Origin of the sequence: Psychrobacter sp. PL15, from assembly GCF_035984995.1 — a bacterium.
GTDB lineage: Bacteria > Pseudomonadota > Gammaproteobacteria > Pseudomonadales > Moraxellaceae > Psychrobacter.
The window spans coordinates 369,644-387,659 of the sequence record NZ_JAXCIB010000001.1 but is presented as its reverse complement, the minus strand read 5'-3'; the positions used below and the strand labels follow the sequence as shown (position 1 = coordinate 387,659).

Here is an 18,016-nt window from a genome sequence, read left to right as displayed (position 1 = left end):
TGTTTGCGAAAATCTAGTGAATAAGTCATGAGTATTTATAATAGTAATAGGTTAGTTGGTTTAGTTTATAACATTTTTAAAGGAAATTGACTATACTAGCGATCACGCACAGACTAGTTACTCACCACCACACTGGATCATCACTTTCTTCCATGGAGTTTTTTGCTTTTTCGATCATCACTTTATCAGCAGGCAACTCAGCGATAAATCTAGATACTTTATCAAAATAACCTGAGTAGCTAGAAAAGTAATCAGGCGCGGTCAAATATAATCTAGTCTTAGCGCGGCTGCAAGCGACGTAAAACAACTTACGCTCCTCTTCTAACTCTTCAAAATTAGCTAAAGATCGGTAGTGCGGCGTCATGCCATCCACTAACGAGTTTACAAATACTATCGGCCACTCCAGTCCTTTGGCACTATGAATGGTCGAGATGGTTACTTTGTCCCTATCTTCACTACTGCCATCATCAGGCTGACCCATGGCACTGACCGAGTCATTAGGCGGATCAAGTGCCAGATTCTCTAAAAATTTATCCAGACTGTTATGTTCTTGTGCTAGATTTTTAAGTACCCGAAAGTCTTCTGTGCGCTCACGCCAATTGTCTTCAATAAGCTTCAAAATGGGGATATAAAACTCAAGAATCAGCTCGATGATTTCTTCAACAGATTCTACTTGATCAGCTTTACTGAGCAGGGTATATAGCGGCTCAAGTTGCGGACTCTTTTTGGTAAATGATGAGATAAGTAGCGGCTCAAACGAATTATTATCCGCATTGATTGCTTGGGTAAGTCTGGTCGCAGTTACCGCCCCCACCCCTTTAAACAAGGTTAAAATACGATGCCACGAAATCGTATCATTAGGGTTATACAGCACTTTGACAAATGCTAAGACATCCTTGATATGCCGTCTTTCAATAAATCTAATACCGCCAACCACGATAAAAGGAATATTACGTTCCATAAATTCTAGCTGTACATAGTTGGACTGAAACGAGGTACGGCACAGTACGGCAAAATCGTCATAATCGTACTCTGATTTGAGTTTGATAATGTTATCAGCAATATACTTAGCCTCTTTACTCTCGTCACTTAGACGGCAAAAGGTAGGTTTTTGTCCTTCAAACCCTCCTTTAGTAGCCGCTGCAGAATAGAGCTGCTTTTGATACCCCAAAGTAATTTGTTCTGACAAAGCATTGATATAGTCTAGGACTGCTGGGGTGCTACGGTAGTTTTGCTCCAACTTAATCAGCTTGGCTTCTGGATAGGTTTCGCCAAACAATAAAATATTCTCATAATTGGCCCCGCGAAAAGCATAGATACTTTGGTTGTCATCACCGACCACCATTAGCGATACCGTTGCAGGCGCGCAGATCAGATCAATCAGCTGCTTTTGTGGAATGTTGGTATCCTGATACTCATCGACCATGATGTAGCGATAGGTCTTTTGTAGCAGCTGACGAAATTTATCGTTGGTCTTTAGGTGACGCACTACTTGGCTGATAATATCGTCAAAATCATACAGATGATTGGCACGCTTATAGTCATGAAAGTCGATTGCCAATTGCTCAATAATAGGGATATGAATCGCGATATCAAGATAGTTGCTTTCAATTAGATCACGAATGGAAATACGTCTGTTTCTGGAAGTTGAGATAATATTTTGTAAGGTTTTTTTACGCGGAAAAGCCTGCTTATTGGTTTGAGTGGGATACTTCTTTTCTTTATTAATAAGATCGATGGCGTCTTCTGCATCCGCGGTATCTAAGATAGTAAACCGTGGATTAATACCGAGTAGGCCTGAATATTGGCGCAGCAGCATGTTACAGAACGAATGAAAAGTACCACTAGCAATATCATTTAGCGCTTTGCTATTGTTTGAACTGTCATCCGGTCGATTGTCATTAGGGAGGCTGCCTGCCAGCAAGGTTTTGGCACGACTTTTAATCTCATTGGCTGCCTTTCGGGTGAAGGTTAATAGTAAGATTTGACTGGGCGGCACACCATTTTCTACCAAATAACTGGTGCGGTAGGTTAAAGTTTTAGTCTTCCCTGACCCCGCTCCCGCTATAACCAGTACCTTGCCAGCAATCGTGGTAGCAGCTAATAGCTGATTGGGATTTAGCTCGCGGGCATAATCTACTGTCAAGCCTAGATCAGCACTGAGCCTTTGACTCAATAACTCAGAATCAGCATCAATCAAGTTTGCTTCTAACTTTTTAATCGCCTGCGATAAGCGCTCAAGCTTGGGTTTCATATCAACGAAGTTTTGTGGATAGCTATAATCGCGAGTATCAAAAATTGTGGTATTCATTGTTAAATATTGCCTTTCATATTATTTTTAGCGCGACTTATTATTATCACTGGTTTAAAAAAGTAACTAATTTAAAAGAGTAACTGGCGGTTCGTCATGATTTTGGATAATGCTGACTTTAATGTAGCTACCATCCGCAAGCACGCTCGATAATGACCTATAGATAGCTTACCACAATAATGTAAACACCTAGCTTGACTACTAAAATGTACAAGAACTTAATCACACAAAAACTATTAATTGTTGGTGTTAGTAAGTTCAAAATAGGACTGTTAAACAACATTACTGTTAAACCGCAGCGTTATAAAAAAACTAAGCACAAGCACGACATCAGGACGATTAACAAGGTTGATGGTTAATACCATGCTGATTTTATTGTTAGCAGGCTATTGTAGCAATCTATAACAACCTTCCCCATATTAGAGTAAAGTTTGCTACAATAGCGCCAATTTTTATTCCCTATTATATTAATTTATTTCACACTATACTAATTGATTGAGAGACTGTTATGGGTTTTAACTGCGGTATCGTCGGCCTACCAAATGTGGGTAAATCCACCTTATTTAATGCCTTGACCAAAGCGGGAATCGCCGCTGAAAACTTTCCGTTTTGTACCAAAGATCCCAATACCGGTATCGTGCCAGTACCCGATCTACGCCTAAAAAAGCTGGCGGATATCGTCAAGCCTGAGCGCGTATTGCCGACCACCATGGAGTTCGTTGATATTGCAGGCCTAGTCGCCGGTGCCTCAAAAGGTGAAGGCATGGGCAACCAGTTTCTAGCCAATATCCGTGAAACTGATGCTATTGCGCATGTCGTACGCTGCTTTGATGATGATAATGTCGTACACGTCGATGGCCGCATCAGCCCGATTGATGATATCGAAACTATCAATACCGAATTAGCCCTGGCTGATTTAGACGCCGTTGAGCGTGCTGTTTTTAACTTAACCAAAAAAGCCAAAGGCGGCGATAAAGACGCGGCAGCAATGCTTGATGTATTCAAAAAAATCGAACCATTACTTGCTGAAGGTCAGCCAGCGCGCGCCGCAAACCTTGATGCCGATGAGAAAAAGCTCATAAGAAGCTATGGTTTGATTACCCTAAAACCAACCATGTATATTGCCAACGTTAGTGAAGATGGTTTTGAGAATAACCCGTATCTTGACGCGGTACGTAACTATGCGACTGGCGACGAATCTATTGTCATTGCGCTATGCAATCAAATCGAATCTGAGATTTCCCTGCTTGATGAAGCCGATAAGCAAGACTTCTTAGAAGCTATGGATATGGAAGAAGCGGGTCTTGATCAAGTCATTCGTGGCGGTTATGACTTACTCGATATGCAGACTTACTTTACCGCTGGGGTTAAAGAAGTACGTGCTTGGACCGTTGCTATTGGCGCGACTGCTCCGCAAGCGGCTGGCGTGATTCATACTGACTTTGAGCGCGGTTTTATTCGTGCCGACGTTATCGCCTATGACGACTTTATTGAACATAACGGTGAAAAAGGCGCAGCTACTGCCGGTAAGTCACGTCTAGAAGGCAAGACTTATATCGTACAAGATGGCGATGTGATGCATTTCCGCTTTAACGTCTAAGCTCCCTGCTGATTTGACGACGCGTTTATTATTGCTTTTATTGACAGTACTTTTATTGACAGTCTTTTTATTTAAATAGCCTTAGAATCCAATTACTAACCAGCCAGCCTCGTTGCTGGCTTTTTTGTGCGCCTGATTTTAGTATAGCGTTAAGGCTAGATAAAAATCACTTCTAGCCACACGGTATCCATTTCAAAGTAAACCGCCTATAGTAGGTATGACAGCTGTATAAAAAACTCAGAAGAAAGAGTCAAAACCAGCGTGGCACTTTAACAAAACCACAATAATGGAATATGAATTATGGGCGCTCATTTTGATAAGCCGCATAACACTAGTGACCATTGGGCGCGATTATTTAGTGCCCAGCGCTTGGGTAGTAATAAAAAAATGCCCGCACAAGACACTGCTCGGAGCGCTTTTCATAAAGACTATGACCGCTTGGTATTTTCACACTCATTTCGCCAGCTCAATCAAAAAACTCAAGTTCATCCCCTAACCAATCAATTGGGCATTCATACGCGCTTGACTCATTCACTAGAAGTATCCTGTATTGGGCGCTCATTAGGGATGATGGCCGCAGAAAAGCTGCATGACAAATTACCCAATGGCTTGCCGGCGGGCGTCACGCCCGCTGATGTTGGCGTGATCGTGCAAGCGGCTTGCTTGGCGCATGATATCGGCAATCCTCCTTTTGGCCATGCTGGAGAATATGCGATTCGCGACTGGTTTATGCACCCTGAGCGCAAATCGGTATTACAGCACCTTAGTACCAATGAGCAGCTGGATCTCTTGGCGTATGAAGGCAATGCTCAAGGGTTTAGATTGTTAGTACGCAATGAGCATCATCCCGACGTGGGTGGTATGCGCCTAACCTGTGCGACCTTGGGCGCATTTATGAAGTACCCGTGGCTGGCCATTCATAGTAATGAGCTTGCTGTTGATACTAATATTAAAGACCCTATTGATACGTCCAATGGTAATAGTAATCACCAACAACCAGCGCCTAACGTACAAGAAAACCTACAAAAATTCGGCTGTTTTTATAGTGAAGCGGCGCAGTTAGAAAAGTTAGCCGCTTGTTTGCACTTGCCTCGTTCAGAGCAGCATGATGGCTTTGCGCGTCATCCGCTGGCTTATTTGCTGGAGGCGGCAGACGATATTTGCTATGCATTAATAGATTTAGAAGATGGTATTCACCTTAATATGCTCAGTTATACGGATGTGGCCAGTATCCTTTATGAGCTGATTGGTGAACGCCCTGCTACTATCACTCTGTCGCCACAGATGTCTGTTAGACAAAGTTTGGCATCGCTACGGGCGCGGGCAATGATGCGCCTAGTCAATACTGTCACCGATGCTTTTGTTGCTAATGCCGATGCCATGCTGGCAGGGACACTCGCCGGTAGCTTATTTACGCATTGTGAGCCTACTGTGCGACGCGGTATCAGCCAGGCCAAGCAACTGGCACGTGAGAAAATTTTCAATCATCCAAGTAAAGTACGGGTGGAGCTGATGGCCAATCAATGCTTGCATCGGCTGCTCGACGCCTTTATGCCACTGGCATGGACCGCCCTTACTACTACGCCAAAATCGTTTGAGCAACAACGTCTGCTAATCTTGCTACAGCCACATCTTGACGAACACCAGCGTGTGCTATCAGACAATATTTATCATAATATTTTAAATATTCTAGATTTTATTACAGGTATGAACGACCACGAGGCTTATAGATTGGCGCAAGAGTTGCAGGGCCATTGGGGTACAATGGTTTAGATGATGGGCGAAGCAAGGCTTAAGTCAGTTATAAAAACTATTCTACTTGCTACAGCTACGTATTTCATTCGTATTTTGGCAGCGAAATGAGTATGATAAACATCTACCGGGTAATGTTGAACTATTATGAGCAGTCGCGAACAAAAAAAACTTCAAACTCGGCATGCATTTTTTAATGCGGTGCTCGATTTGTGTATGACAGGCCAGTCTTTTAGCTCTATTAGTCTTCGACAAGTAACGCGCGAGGTTGGCGTTGTGCCGACCGCATTTTATCGTCATTTTGATGATATGGAGTCGCTTGGCAAGGCATTAGTGGTTGAAGAGTTGGGCAATACCCTAGCTATATTACGTGATAGCCTACAAATTGGCCGCAAACGTAGCTTTGATCGGCAAATTGCTAAGAGTATTCAGCTATTTTTGTACACAGTTAGCGAACAGCCATACTATTGGCAATTTTTGGTCAGCGAACGTTTTGGTGGTTCAGAAGCAGTGCGCAAAGCTATTAACGATCTGGTAAAGATGCATGGTCAGATTTTGGGGGAAGACCTAGCACTACAGCCAGCCTTTGCTCACATCAATACCTACGACCGTCGCCTACTCTCTGAGGCTGGGGTAAATATGTTCTTTTCTTGGATTATTGATTGGTTGGAGCTGACTTATTCTGAGGATCATGATGACGAAATCGACTTGGCAGAAATTGAAGACAAAAAACATGTGATGCTACACAACTGTACTCGCCAAGCGCAAATGCTATTTTATGGTGCTTATAACTGGAAATCGAGCGAAGAAACCCTACTGACTGATGAATAGCATTTATTTTTAGTCTTGTTGGCGTATGCAGTTGGTACATTGAAAAGGGGTTTCTAACAGCTGTAGCCTAAAAAATTAAGCCAGTACCACTCAAGCCAGTACCACTCAAGATAGTCACTGGGTAGGTCATTCAGAAGCTAGGTCGGAATGCCCATAAGCGCTGTGCGACCACTTTAACAACCTTAGGACTGTCACTTTGCTGACTGCTATCGTTAGCGCCGCTATTTGCATTACTATTATCGTTATTGCTACTGTTGTTAATATCGTTATTACTGTTGATAGCACCATTACCAACGTTATTTATGTTGTTGTCTGCACTGATCTTGCTAATCAATACAGTTGCGAAGCGCTGCCTCGCCTCGTCAATATTTGAGCCATCTGTAGCAGTAATAAGTGCCATGAATGCTTGGCTATCAACGGCTAGTAACGGCTTAAGCGCTTGACGCTGCTCATCCTCCAAACCGCTCAAGGGTGCCAGTTGCCATAAATCATCAATAGACCCTATGGCCTGCTTGACGCGCAAATCAGTAAGCGCTTGCATCTGATTCGCAGTAGTGCCATCCATTAATGCTGCCAGTAGCGTAGGACTTGCAGTATTGACATTAATAGGTAAATAATAGGGCACAGCGGTAATATAAGGGCGCAAGGTTGCTAACCCCTCAGCGCTGACCCCGCGAATCTCTTGTAGCTGCTCTACACTGACTAAGGGTTGGTTAGGTAGCGTTTCATTTGCAACACTACTTGTCTGCTGAGCATAAACCATACCCTCATCCCCACCATCTTTATAGATCTCGCTATCCGCGTCTTGCCAATCAAGCACAGCAATCGCAATATCAGCATCGAGGTTTAACTGGGTTAATAAGCGCTGAAATACGGCTAGAGCCGCAATATCAACTGCCCCATCATGATATAAATTATTGATATTAAAACGGCTGGCTTCATCACGCAGTTCAGTAGCAATAGTATGGTTACCTAAAGTGTAAGGCGGTAGCGGCTGCGCCCAAATATCTTGGGCGCTATCGGTATCATTGAGTTTATTATCAGCACGAATCACCGTTACCGCCAGCTGCTGTCCTGCATTAATGTCTTGTAGCAGTTGGTCTTGGTTAAATAATAAGCCACTACGACGGATAGCAATCTGTTGACTGGCCAGCATCGCCCCTGCGACCACTGTAATACTGACGACCAATAATAAAATAGTCAATAGCGCCACACCTCGTTGAGAGTTCGGTGTCATAGGCATAAGCGGCTCTTTTTATTAATCGGCTGGCGCATTTTAAACGCTACCTTTGGTGTTGTTGCTCATAATATTATTCTACGGTAACGATTGCGGAGCAAGTGCCCATCGCCACGTTATAGGCATATCCTGATAGGTAAAATTGAGCGCAATACCTTTAGGTAAAAGGATGGTCTCAGGTTTATCATTGGCTATTTGTCCTAGTGCTATACTAAAATTATTATTACCGCTGTCTATGCTAGGAAATTCGCTACTTATTTCTGGTAAGTAAGCTTGCCAGCGCCCTACAGTTACTCCGTCAAGCAATACGCTGTCGAGGCTGACACCATCACGACCACCTTGAATACTAGTGTATTGCCGGCGAATTAAACGCTGATCAGCAAAGATATATTCAACACGCTGAACACTGATGCTACTTTGATACCGCGGATCAGGATCAGCAAATCTTACAAAACTAACGTGCTCGCCATCAAGAGTCATCAGTGGCTTAGCCGCGATGGCCGCGCTTTGATTACTGCTAGCGTTGTTGTTGTTAGTATTATTAGAACTGTTATTACTGCTGTTATTACCGCTGTTATTACCACTATTATTAATAGTGTTATTACTCGCGTTTTGAGCATCAGGTGCTTGATAGGCAACAATCTGTCCCATATCTTGCTGTAGCTGTAGATAGGCGTATTGCAATACTGCCAAATTGTCAGCATGATATTGTGCGCGCTCACGGGCCCGATTAACGCTGTCAAATACCTGCCAACCAGCGACCGCTAGCATCGCAAATATCGACATTGCTACCATTAATTCAAGTAGAGTAAAGCCACGCTGCAATCTCACAGCTTGCCGCCATTTGCATTTGAGCGACCCAGATCCAAACTACCCACATCTTGTTCAGCGTTACTGAGCATCACATCAAGATCAGTAACAGTCGTGCGCGTCTGACCGTCCATCACAGGGGCGACCCTAATGTTTACTTTTTTTAGCGCTGGCGTCTGTGTATCCACAACGGTCATGGCCACCTGCCAGTCACGACCTTGAGCATTGACGGTTTGTGTGCTATCAGCAGTGAGCCAGGTTTCTTGAATGCGTAAATCAGCCGCAGCATTTTGCGCTACAAAGTGCGCCAGCGTTCGCGTTCTTAATACATCAACTGAATTTAAGTAAGCACTACTAGCACGGCTAGCAGCGACTGCGACCACGGCTAAGATAGCCAGCGCTACCATTACCTCAATCAGAGTAAACCCGCTCTCGCGCTTTGATGTCAATAAAGAAGGGGCTGCCAAATGATTGCTTGTTGGCTGAGTGATTAGATTAGCTTTCGGCCTAGTTTTAAAGTTAGTTTCGAGCTTAATATCACACTCAGATTCGTGCTTAGTTTCACGTTTAATTTTACATTTAAATAATAGCGTCATAACCCTTGCCCTATCACAGTACTGCCGTCAGGCATGATAGTAATCACCTCACCAACCAAGCGCGACTGATGCCGTACCTCTATAGTCACTGGCGCGGCTTGTCCCGTACCGAACCATAATACTTGTGGTACTGTTTGAGCGGTAAACCAAGGCTGCAATGCTCTAGTCTCTACTGCGCCATTTGTACTATTCATATTACTGCTGTTATTAACCGCTTCTAAGCTTTGAATGCTCAAGCTAACGCCAGCAGGCATTTCTGGTAAAGTGACTGCAGGCTCAAGATCCCAGCTGGGGGTTGGTGATTGCCTTTCATTGGCACCAGACATATCTGCCGATAGCTCCATCGCATTTTTGGGCGTATTGTCAGCGTTATTGGGATTACCAGTCGTTTGGTAAGCCATATAAGGGTTTGATAAGGTGACAATGACGGGGGTCACTTGACCTTGCTTATCTACCTGCAAACTGAGTCCCATCGGCTGCATACGTTCAGCAGATAATAGCCGGACATAGCTGAGCGAGTCAGTGAGGTGTTCATAAAACGCGCGATTTTTACGGGACTCGCTACTACCAACTGATAAGCTAATCATACCCGCGAATATAGATATAATAACCACTACCACCACAATTTCAACCAGTGTGAAACCAGCCTGCGAATGGCTGACTGTTGATCGTATTAGCCTTAAAGATGATGTCTGAGAAGATAATTTTTGAGAAGATGATGTTGAAGAGGGTAATGTTGGAGAAGGTAGTATTCGAGAAGGCGGTCGCTGAAAAAACAGTATTTGAGGAGGTAGTACGTAATAATGATTTACTGGAGAGTTATGGGGAAAATAAAAACGAAACTGAGATAAGCTAAGACTTATAGGCTTATTCTTATTGAGGTGAGACACCTCGCTGCTCACTAGACACGAAGGGCAAGCAGCCACTGAGCTGGACTGAGTCTTGGCAGTGACTGGCATGCTCCCCCTATTATTATATCGTAGTATGTAGAGCGATGAGTAGATACGGTCAGCCTTTAAACCTTTTGGGTGCTTAAACACTGCCGTTTTGCAACAGGCCTAAAGCACTCTAATGCATGCTATTAATAGCTAGCATTACGATGTTCTTCTGACTCCGTTTCGATCTGCTCTACCAACTCTTGCATGTCTTCATCCATGACCTCTTCATCAGCAGCAGGATAATGGCTAGGCAACGCTAGCATCTGTTGGACAAAAGCGTAACGCAGGGTGTCACGGCGACCTAAATAACGCTGATAAAAGCTAGAGTTCAATAGACCTGCACCGCCCTGACCCATAGCCCAAATAGAAGATAAATAATCTCGGGTACTCAGACTACTGCGCTCATCTTTTAAATAAACGCTAATGATTTCAATCAAGCGCTTCATGCGATGGCGACGAATATCATACAGCTCGCCGAACAAGCGATTAAGACCAGTTACCGATGCCGCGAGGCGCTCTTCGATTTGATTCAGGAGCATGGCTTTTTGCGGATTCAATAGCTGCTGAAAAATCACCCTTACGATTCCTGCCGATGGACTGTCATCAATACGATTGATCTCAAACAGTTGCTCTTCGTAACGAAGAATAATACGCAGATATAACTCATCTTTGCTGGAGAAATGCTTATATAATGTCCCTTTGGCCAAATCAAGCTGGTCTGCTAGACTGTCCAAAGTGATATCACCATCGCCCGATTCAAGTAATAGTTGCTCAGCCATCGCTAAGATATTCTCTTCTCGTGCTTTGAACTGGTGTTGACGACTCATGCTTTCTCCTAGAATCTGACAAAATTAAGCGTATGGCCATAGTACGATAGACAGTACAATAAATAGCGTTCTGGCGATGACTATGAAGCAATCATAAAATAACTATAACAAGTTACTGCACTCGCTTGTATCTTATGGATACTTAACAGCTTAATGAGTAATTTAAATAAATGACTGATTGGTCATAGCATAACGATTTTAGTGGTACTGTGCTAGTAAATTCTCGAAGTTTTTTGCAGTCAATGCCGCAACTTCTTCTACATTATAGCCGTACAAATCTGCTAGACAACTTGCGACGTACGGCACATAAGCAGGCTCATTAGATCTACCGCGTTTGGGAACGGGTGCTAAATAAGGGCTGTCTGTTTCAATCAGCAGTCTATCTCTAGGGACTTTTTGCGCCGCGTCGCGTATGGTTTGCGCGCTTTTAAAGCTGACAATCCCTGAGAATGAAATATAAAACCCCAAATCAAGTGCTTTTTTAGCGGTCTCCCAGTCCTCGGTAAAGCAGTGAATGATGCCATGCTCAGCGCCTTCCGCTTTTAGGATATCGATGGTGTCATGTTTGGCCTCACGAGTATGGACGATAATTGGCTTCTTTAGCTGTTGGCTGGCATGAATATGACGTGCAAGACTGGCCTGTTGCTCGTTCTTATTGTCAGTCGACCAATAATAATCCAACCCTGTTTCCCCTATTGCCCATACGTGATCGGCATTGGCGGTCGCCACCAAACGCTCTACAGTCGCTGATTGCAATACCGCGATATCTTCGCACGGATGAATGCCGACACTCATACCCAAATTTAAAGTTTCATCACCATAAGTGCTGACAATAGTAGCAATCTCATCATATTCAGCAAAATCACACATAATCGCCATCGCACGTGTGACATTAGCGTCTTTCATGGCGGCGATTGCCCCAGCTAAATCACCATCGTGACGAGTCAAATCTAAACGGTTAAGATGGCAATGGCTATCAGTAAACATAAATCATCTCTTCAATAGAAAATATATTAATAAAAAATATTCTTAGTTAATAGTTATTGCCTTAGTCGTAAGGTTTTTCAAGACCATTATGGCAATGAAGGCGCAAGCAAGGTTTTTAGACCACGTTTCTACTGCGTCCATTTAGGATCAATAGTCATTAATATGAAATAAGTACGATTCAATCCAACTCTTTAACCGCTATTATCTGTAGCTGTCCTTCTGCTATCTGTTGAAAACTCACATCAATAGATTTATAGCGCATGACAAACAGACTGTTTGGCTCATTGCGACGATAAGCGGGACGTGGGTCTTGCGCGATTAACGCTTTAATGTGTTCAAGATCAGAGTCTATCAGCTGCTGTTGTATTTGATTTATAACGGCAGCCACAGTCGTGCGTTTATCATTACTACTGTCATTAGCCTGCCCTGTGTTGATTAGTTGTCTACACTGCTGTTGGGCCAGCTCAGTCATTGTCACGGTTAATGGCGCTGGTGCTAGCGCTGCAAAGCCACTGTCTGCAGCAATATGAGCATCGCTGTAGGCGACATAAGGCTTGATATCAATAATCGGGGTGCCATCAATCATGTCAGCGCCACTAATCATTAATAGCACTCGCCTTTCTACTACCTCAATACGTTCCAACTTGACTACCGACAATCCTAAAGCGGATGGGCGATACATACTGCGACTGGCAAACACCCCTATCTTTTGATTACCACCCAACCTCGGCGGTCTCACTTGTGGGCGAAAGTTAGTCTCGCTTGGTGTGCTTACTTCAGCTATGGGGCTTGCTTTATCTAAATCGCTTGGTTTATTTATATGTTTGGTTGTTTGTTTGGTCATATGGTTTTGATGAAATTGCCAGCTGATCCAAATATGGCTAAAGGCTTCTAATCCTACAAATGCCACTGGCATATCATAAGGCGCAATCATTTCAATCACACTATTCAGGGCTACTAGATTCGGTTGCCTTGGTGCACCAAATTTCTGTGATAGTGGCGCACGATGATAGCCAATGATCGGTGCAACATGACAAGACATAAACCAACTCCTAGAACCGTAAACTGTCTATAAGAGACAGGCCAATCAAACCATACACAATTATCCGCTAACGATATTCCATATTATCATGCTACGAGAGCCTTGCTTGGCGGATTTTTATTTTAAAGTTTGTTATTATGAACGAAGATGTTTATTGAGAATAGCTTGCATCCATACTTTTAGTTAGCAACATGTAGTTAGCAGCATGATTGTAATTAGAGTCATAATGATTAGAACGGTACTTTGACTTTACAGACATCATTGCGACCTTATAAAGCCCCGTAGTCATGTTAAAATAGCTGGATTAAAATAATCAATTATAAAATACTGACTTAGCTCAATGCACTATTACTGTTGTTAGCGCCTTGTAAAATTTGAATACTGCCTTATAACCTTGCTCAAAGTCTTAGACCTAGCATGATAGGCCTTTAACTTAGTCTATTTAATTTAATATCTTTAACTCAATACAGATGCTCAATTTAATATTAACCCCAATTTATTGCCGCAGATAGCGACTAATCAACGAGGACTTTATGTCAAAACTTCGCACCGAAACGGTCACAGAGGTTCAACACTGGAACGACGCTCTATTTAGCATCAAAACCACACGTGACGATGGCTTACGCTTTCGCAACGGCGAGTTTGCGATGATTGGTATGGTTATTGATGGCAAACCTCTATTACGCGCTTACTCGATTGCCAGTCCTAACTATGAGGAACATTTAGAGTTCTTTTCTATCAAGGTTCCTGATGGCCCTTTGACCTCTCGTCTACAACATATCAAAGTTGGTGACGAGTTATTAGTCAGTAAAAAACCAACGGGCACTTTAGTATTAGATGATTTATTACCAGGTAAGAACCTATATATGCTGTCAACCGGCACCGGACTGGCACCGTTTTTGGCGCTAGCACGTGACCCAGAAGTGTATGAGCGTTTTGAAAAAATTATTTTGGTACACGGTGTCCGCCACGTTGATGATCTGGCTTATCGTAATATGTTCGAAAATGAGCTACCGAATGATGAAATATTTGGCGAAGACTTTCGCGAAAAGTTCATCTACTATCCTACCGTTACCCGCGAAGACTTTAGAAATACCGGTCGTATTACCGACTTGATGAAGTCGGGTAAATTCTTCGATGATATCGGTCTACCTCCTATGAATAAAGAAGATGATCGCGTTCTGATATGCGGTAGCATGCCCTTTAATGCTGAAGTATCAGAAATTTTAGATGGCTTTGGCCTGACAGTCTCGCCACGTATGGGCGTACAAGCAGACTATACTATTGAGCGTGCCTTCGTTGGTTAAGCTGAATACCTGTTTATTAAGCGGTCCCCGCAAAAATAATGCGATTATGATAAATAATTCTTGACCCTCAAAATTAGGCTGTTATAATATGCACCCTATACAGCTAACCCTGTAGCCCAATTCGATAATGTTTGGCAGCAAATACATTATCACCTAACACGCCGGTGTGATGGAATTGGTAGACATGACGGATTCAAAATCCGTTGCCTTTAAAAGCGTGTCGGTTCAAGTCCGACCACCGGTACCAATATGCAAAACCCTTACAGTCTACGGATTGCAAGGGTTTTTTGTTGCCTGCGATTTACCACTTTCTAGAAAAAAGTAATCCATTTCTAAGATTTGAGATGGATTTAAACCAACTTCGCAAGTTTTGTGACAACTCAAAAGTTAGACAAAAAAATAAAAAGCCCTACCGATTCGGTAGAGCTTTCTTTACTGGAACTAATTAACTACTAAATAGTTTAAATTAAGTCAGTTTGACCCTCTTTATAATACTATTCGGCATTATCTAGTAGCGTATTAAGCGCTTCTACCATGTCATCATCTATTATGCTGTCTTCTATATAGTCGACTAGTTCATATATGGTAGTTAAATCCATTTCTCGGATACCTGAGCTGGCTAACGCTTCGTTAATAGACTCTAAGCTTTCTTGATTGTCAGGATCACCTAGTAAATTCTCTTCAAATCCATCACTTACAAACCAGTATACTTTTTCTAGTAAAGACTCTTTTTTGGTTAAAGTAGAATAGCTATCGCCATGGACAAACAAATTAAACTGATAAGGCATCTCTACATCATTAATCAAAAAAGTACGCTTACATTCTAGGGTGTAGGCCTGTGCCCCCTTGACTTCATAGCCATCGCCCTCTGCAAGCTCTTCTGTTACTAAGCCCCCTAATATCTCATAATCCCCTACTTTTACCTTATGGTTATAGATGATGCAGGAATCAGCGACTGCATCAAAAACAACTGCACAAATATCTAAAGTATTATCATCAATATCATAAAAGCCTTTTAGAACTGATGGGAATTCTTTTAATTTTTCATCAGGCACTTGGGTCAAAAATTGTTGCTCATATATCTTAATCATATCTTCAGGAGAATAAGTATTGCCGCTATTAGTCTCGTTTCTACCTGTGGGCTTTAGAGGTATAAGGTTGTATGGGTTATTATTGGTCATTCGGTACTGCCTTTTCTTTAAGTTAAATTTGTTAGATGTCTGTTACTACAAAGTAGTAGATTATAGAGCTGTAGCAGCGTACTGAAATTGGAAATCGCTCAAGAGGTTATACTAACCTAAAAAAAGAACACCAGTACGGCCAACAGCTAGAAGCCGTTTAACTAAGAACACACACTCGAGACCATCATATCAACATAATAATCAAACGCAAAATAGCAGATGTTACTAAGTCGCTGGATATAGGGCACTCAATGTCAGATAATTGACCGCTCAAGTACCCTACAGAAAATTATGAAATATAGTGTAACATTCTAAAAAAGGCTGAGGCTTATTATAGCAAGTCTCAGCCTTTTTTATTCTCGCTGCTAGCTATTGCTTAGCAGCCTCAACTTGAATATTTAAAGTCAGATACTTGGTTATTCCTAATAAAGAGTACTTACTTAGGCCCCACTTAGTCCGATCAATCACAGTCGTAAAATCACCACCGCAGACTGATTTTCTGAGTATCGGGCTAAAATAACAGTTAAACTTGGTTGCGGTTAAGGTTATCGGATGAGTTTCACCATGTAGCGTTAGTTTGCCATCGACTCGCGCAACCTTTGGGCTGGCTTGGTCAGTCGCAAAATGCCACTTGGTCGACTCAAAATAAGCCAACGGAAATTGTTCCATATCAAAAAAGTCACTACTCTTTAGCGTAATGTCGAATTCTTTATTGCCAGTGTTTAATGAATTTATTGGTATAACTAGCGATACGTTGCCAGTCTTTGCTTTTGGATCGTATTGCAACTGTCCCGTGATATTATAAAAGCCACCGGTATTAGTAGAGGTTTTGAAGTGATCAATGGCAAAGCGGGCGTTGGTATGGGTAGGCTCAATATTATAGGTGGCGGCATGGCTGCTACCGACACAACCGACTATCAATAATAGCGCGCCTAGTGATTTACGCCAATCAAACAGTACTTGGTCAGATGAAAGCGGGGTCATAATTACATTCCTTTGTTAAATGATTTTACCTGCGGAACGCTTCCTTAGTGATAATAAACGCTTTCTTTACATCATGATGAAAAAGTAGCATCCAAGCAACTTATATCTCATTTCTTGATTTTAAATTAATACAGTTAATCCAATTTAAAAACGATACGGTGCTGTTGTTATGAATTTTTTGCAGCCTCTGTCTACGTAGGCACAGCAAGCAAGAAAACTTATGCCAGCAGTATGTTATGTATCGACATTACTTTTCATTGACTATACCAGTAGCACGCTGACACAAATACATCTATATTATTTTGAACTGGCTATAGAAGTGAGTCAGCCTTGTTCGTACTATCTGCCTGTCAAAATGTAAAATGCTGCCCTATAAAGGACAGCATTTTTACTAAAATTAATATCTAATAGTGACGGCTTATCTATTTAATTAAGCATCAAAGTGGATAACCGAGCGGATACTTTCGCCTTTATGCATCAGATCAAAGGCTTCGTTGATATCTTCAAGTGGCATAGTATGGGTAATGAAATCATTTAATGGGATCTCGCCTTCTAGATAACGCTCTACGTAACCTGGCAATTCTGTACGGCCTTTAACACCACCAAATGCTGAGCCTTTCCAGACTCGACCGGTCACTAGTTGGAATGGACGGGTTGAAATCTCTTTGCCCGCGCCAGCAACTCCAATGATAACCGACTCGCCCCAGCCTTTATGGCAGCACTCAAGCGCTGAACGCATGACATCGACGTTACCGATACATTCAAATGAATAGTCCACGCCGCCATCAGTCATTTCAACGATGACTTCTTGAATAGGCTTATCGTAGTCTTTAGAGTTGATGCAATCAGTTGCCCCTAACTTTTTGGCCAGCTCAAACTTATCTTCGTTAATATCAACACCGATAATACGGCTGGCTTTGGCCATGCTTGCACCGATAACGGCTGCTAGACCGATGCCGCCCAGACCAAAGATAGCCACGGTAGAGCCCTCTTCAACCTTGGCAGTGTTCATGACTGCGCCCATACCAGTAGTGACGCCACAACCAAGCAGACAAACTTTTTCTAACGGTGCCTCTTTGTTCACTTTTGCCAAAGAAATCTCTGGCAAAACGGTATATTCAGAGAAAGTTGAGCAGCCCATATAATGATAAATTGGCTGACCATCTTTATAAAAACGGGTGGTGCCATCTGGCATCAAACCTTTACCTTGAGTTTCACGTACAGCTGAACATAGATTGGTTTTACCTGAAGTACACATTTTGCACACGCCACATTCGGCGGTGTATAAAGGAATGACATGATCGCCGACTTGCACGCTAGTCACGCCTTCGCCGATTTGCTCAACGATACCGCCGCCTTCATGACCTAAAATAGCAGGGAAGACTCCTTCTGGATCTTCACCAGATAAAGTATAGGCATCAGTATGACAAACACCACTAGCAATGATTTTTACCAATACTTCGCCTTTGCGTGGCAGCATGACGTCCACTTCTTCAACTGAGAGTGGTTGATTTGGTCCCCAAGCAATGGCGGCTTTAGATTTAATAAATTTATCTGACATAATAATCCCTATTTTTTGGTAATTTGGCTGTTGTTAATTTGGTTTTTAATAA

The 18,016-nt window shown here is 42.6% G+C and carries 15 protein-coding genes and 1 tRNA gene; 5 read left to right on the top strand and 11 right to left on the bottom strand.

Annotated elements, in window-relative coordinates:
- Positions 1–121: 121 nt before the first annotated feature.
- On the bottom strand, positions 122–2,311 hold the full coding sequence (locus tag RCH20_RS01540; protein ID WP_327192338.1) for an ATP-dependent helicase: 2,190 nt from the start codon (positions 2,309–2,311) through the stop codon (positions 122–124).
- A gap of 508 nt (positions 2,312–2,819) precedes the next feature.
- On the opposite strand from RCH20_RS01540, the gene ychF reads away from it, so the two are divergent.
- The 3 genes from ychF to RCH20_RS01525 all read left to right on the top strand — a co-directional run bounded on the left by ychF (position 2,820) and on the right by RCH20_RS01525 (position 6,494).
- On the top strand, positions 2,820–3,911 hold the full coding sequence (gene ychF / locus RCH20_RS01535; RefSeq protein WP_209956930.1) for a redox-regulated ATPase YchF: 1,092 nt from the start codon (positions 2,820–2,822) through the stop codon (positions 3,909–3,911).
- A gap of 300 nt (positions 3,912–4,211) precedes the next feature.
- Positions 4,212–5,684: a deoxyguanosinetriphosphate triphosphohydrolase gene (locus RCH20_RS01530; RefSeq protein ID WP_327192337.1), complete on the top strand. Its 1,473-nt coding sequence runs from the start codon at positions 4,212–4,214 to the stop codon at positions 5,682–5,684.
- Between the two features lie 126 nt (positions 5,685–5,810).
- Positions 5,811–6,494, top strand: coding sequence for a TetR family transcriptional regulator (locus tag RCH20_RS01525; protein ID WP_209956928.1), 684 nt, complete (start codon positions 5,811–5,813; stop codon positions 6,492–6,494).
- A 130-nt stretch (positions 6,495–6,624) separates the two neighbouring features.
- Here the strand turns inward: RCH20_RS01525 and gspK are convergent, their stop codons facing one another.
- The 7 genes from gspK to RCH20_RS01490 all read right to left on the bottom strand — a co-directional run bounded on the left by gspK (position 6,625) and on the right by RCH20_RS01490 (position 12,931).
- Entirely contained in the window at positions 6,625–7,737 is a 1,113-nt protein-coding gene (gene gspK, locus RCH20_RS01520) for a type II secretion system minor pseudopilin GspK (RefSeq protein ID WP_327192336.1), read from the bottom strand.
- A gap of 72 nt (positions 7,738–7,809) precedes the next feature.
- The gene (locus tag RCH20_RS01515) at positions 7,810–8,562 is read right to left on the bottom strand and encodes a type II secretion system protein GspJ (protein ID WP_327192335.1); all 753 of its coding nucleotides are present in this window, start codon (positions 8,560–8,562) and stop codon (positions 7,810–7,812) included.
- The gene (gene gspI / locus RCH20_RS01510; RefSeq protein ID WP_327192334.1) at positions 8,559–9,137 is read right to left on the bottom strand and encodes a type II secretion system minor pseudopilin GspI; all 579 of its coding nucleotides are present in this window, start codon (positions 9,135–9,137) and stop codon (positions 8,559–8,561) included. The genes RCH20_RS01515 and gspI overlap by 4 nt, the downstream gene beginning before the upstream one ends.
- On the bottom strand, positions 9,134–9,811 hold the full coding sequence (locus tag RCH20_RS01505) for a prepilin-type N-terminal cleavage/methylation domain-containing protein (RefSeq protein ID WP_327192348.1): 678 nt from the start codon (positions 9,809–9,811) through the stop codon (positions 9,134–9,136). Before RCH20_RS01505 ends, gspI begins: the two co-directional genes overlap by 4 nt.
- A gap of 407 nt (positions 9,812–10,218) precedes the next feature.
- Positions 10,219–10,902 (bottom strand): TetR/AcrR family transcriptional regulator, encoded by a 684-nt coding sequence (locus tag RCH20_RS01500; protein WP_327192333.1) that lies wholly within the window; start codon positions 10,900–10,902, stop codon positions 10,219–10,221.
- 198 nt (positions 10,903–11,100) lie between these two features.
- The gene (locus RCH20_RS01495) at positions 11,101–11,889 is read right to left on the bottom strand and encodes a TatD family hydrolase (RefSeq protein WP_209956924.1); all 789 of its coding nucleotides are present in this window, start codon (positions 11,887–11,889) and stop codon (positions 11,101–11,103) included.
- Between the two features lie 178 nt (positions 11,890–12,067).
- Positions 12,068–12,931 carry an SAM-dependent methyltransferase gene (locus tag RCH20_RS01490; RefSeq protein ID WP_209956923.1) on the bottom strand — a complete coding sequence of 288 codons (864 nt, stop codon included), beginning with the start codon at positions 12,929–12,931 and terminating at the stop codon, positions 12,068–12,070.
- A 533-nt stretch (positions 12,932–13,464) separates the two neighbouring features.
- Here RCH20_RS01490 and RCH20_RS01485 point away from each other — a divergent pair.
- Both RCH20_RS01485 and RCH20_RS01480 read left to right on the top strand, forming a co-directional pair.
- Positions 13,465–14,238, top strand: coding sequence for a ferredoxin--NADP reductase (locus tag RCH20_RS01485; protein WP_209956922.1), 774 nt, complete (start codon positions 13,465–13,467; stop codon positions 14,236–14,238).
- 160 nt (positions 14,239–14,398) lie between these two features.
- Positions 14,399–14,485: transfer RNA gene (locus tag RCH20_RS01480), tRNA-Leu, on the top strand.
- Positions 14,486–14,732: 247 nt separating this feature from the next.
- Here RCH20_RS01480 and RCH20_RS01475 read toward each other — a convergent pair.
- From RCH20_RS01475 to RCH20_RS01465, 3 genes are all read right to left on the bottom strand, one after another.
- Positions 14,733–15,419 (bottom strand): hypothetical protein, encoded by a 687-nt coding sequence (locus RCH20_RS01475; RefSeq protein WP_327192331.1) that lies wholly within the window; start codon positions 15,417–15,419, stop codon positions 14,733–14,735.
- Positions 15,420–15,788: 369 nt separating this feature from the next.
- Entirely contained in the window at positions 15,789–16,403 is a 615-nt protein-coding gene (locus tag RCH20_RS01470) for a YceI family protein (RefSeq protein WP_327192330.1), read from the bottom strand.
- 430 nt (positions 16,404–16,833) lie between these two features.
- Positions 16,834–17,964, bottom strand: coding sequence for an S-(hydroxymethyl)glutathione dehydrogenase/class III alcohol dehydrogenase (locus RCH20_RS01465; protein WP_327192329.1), 1,131 nt, complete (start codon positions 17,962–17,964; stop codon positions 16,834–16,836).
- Positions 17,965–18,016 lie beyond the last annotated feature (52 nt).

Bases quoted from the DNA above. Each gene is read 5' to 3' on its own strand.
- RCH20_RS01525 (WP_209956928.1), top strand. From the start codon at position 5,811: ATGAGCAGTCGCGAACAAAAAAAACTTCAAACTCGGCATGCATTTTTT.
- gspI (WP_327192334.1), bottom strand. From the start codon at position 9,137: ATGACGCTATTATTTAAATGTAAAATTAAACGTGAAACTAAGCACGAA.
- gspK (WP_327192336.1), bottom strand. From the start codon at position 7,737: ATGCCTATGACACCGAACTCTCAACGAGGTGTGGCGCTATTGACTATT.
- RCH20_RS01470 (WP_327192330.1), bottom strand. From the start codon at position 16,403: ATGACCCCGCTTTCATCTGACCAAGTACTGTTTGATTGGCGTAAATCA.
- RCH20_RS01495 (WP_209956924.1), bottom strand. From the start codon at position 11,889: ATGTTTACTGATAGCCATTGCCATCTTAACCGTTTAGATTTGACTCGT.
- RCH20_RS01475 (WP_327192331.1), bottom strand. From the start codon at position 15,419: ATGACCAATAATAACCCATACAACCTTATACCTCTAAAGCCCACAGGT.
- RCH20_RS01530 (WP_327192337.1), top strand. From the start codon at position 4,212: ATGGGCGCTCATTTTGATAAGCCGCATAACACTAGTGACCATTGGGCG.
- RCH20_RS01465 (WP_327192329.1), bottom strand. From the start codon at position 17,964: ATGTCAGATAAATTTATTAAATCTAAAGCCGCCATTGCTTGGGGACCA.
- RCH20_RS01540 (WP_327192338.1), bottom strand. From the start codon at position 2,311: ATGAATACCACAATTTTTGATACTCGCGATTATAGCTATCCACAAAAC.
- RCH20_RS01500 (WP_327192333.1), bottom strand. From the start codon at position 10,902: ATGAGTCGTCAACACCAGTTCAAAGCACGAGAAGAGAATATCTTAGCG.
- RCH20_RS01490 (WP_209956923.1), bottom strand. From the start codon at position 12,931: ATGTCTTGTCATGTTGCACCGATCATTGGCTATCATCGTGCGCCACTA.
- ychF (WP_209956930.1), top strand. From the start codon at position 2,820: ATGGGTTTTAACTGCGGTATCGTCGGCCTACCAAATGTGGGTAAATCC.
- RCH20_RS01485 (WP_209956922.1), top strand. From the start codon at position 13,465: ATGTCAAAACTTCGCACCGAAACGGTCACAGAGGTTCAACACTGGAAC.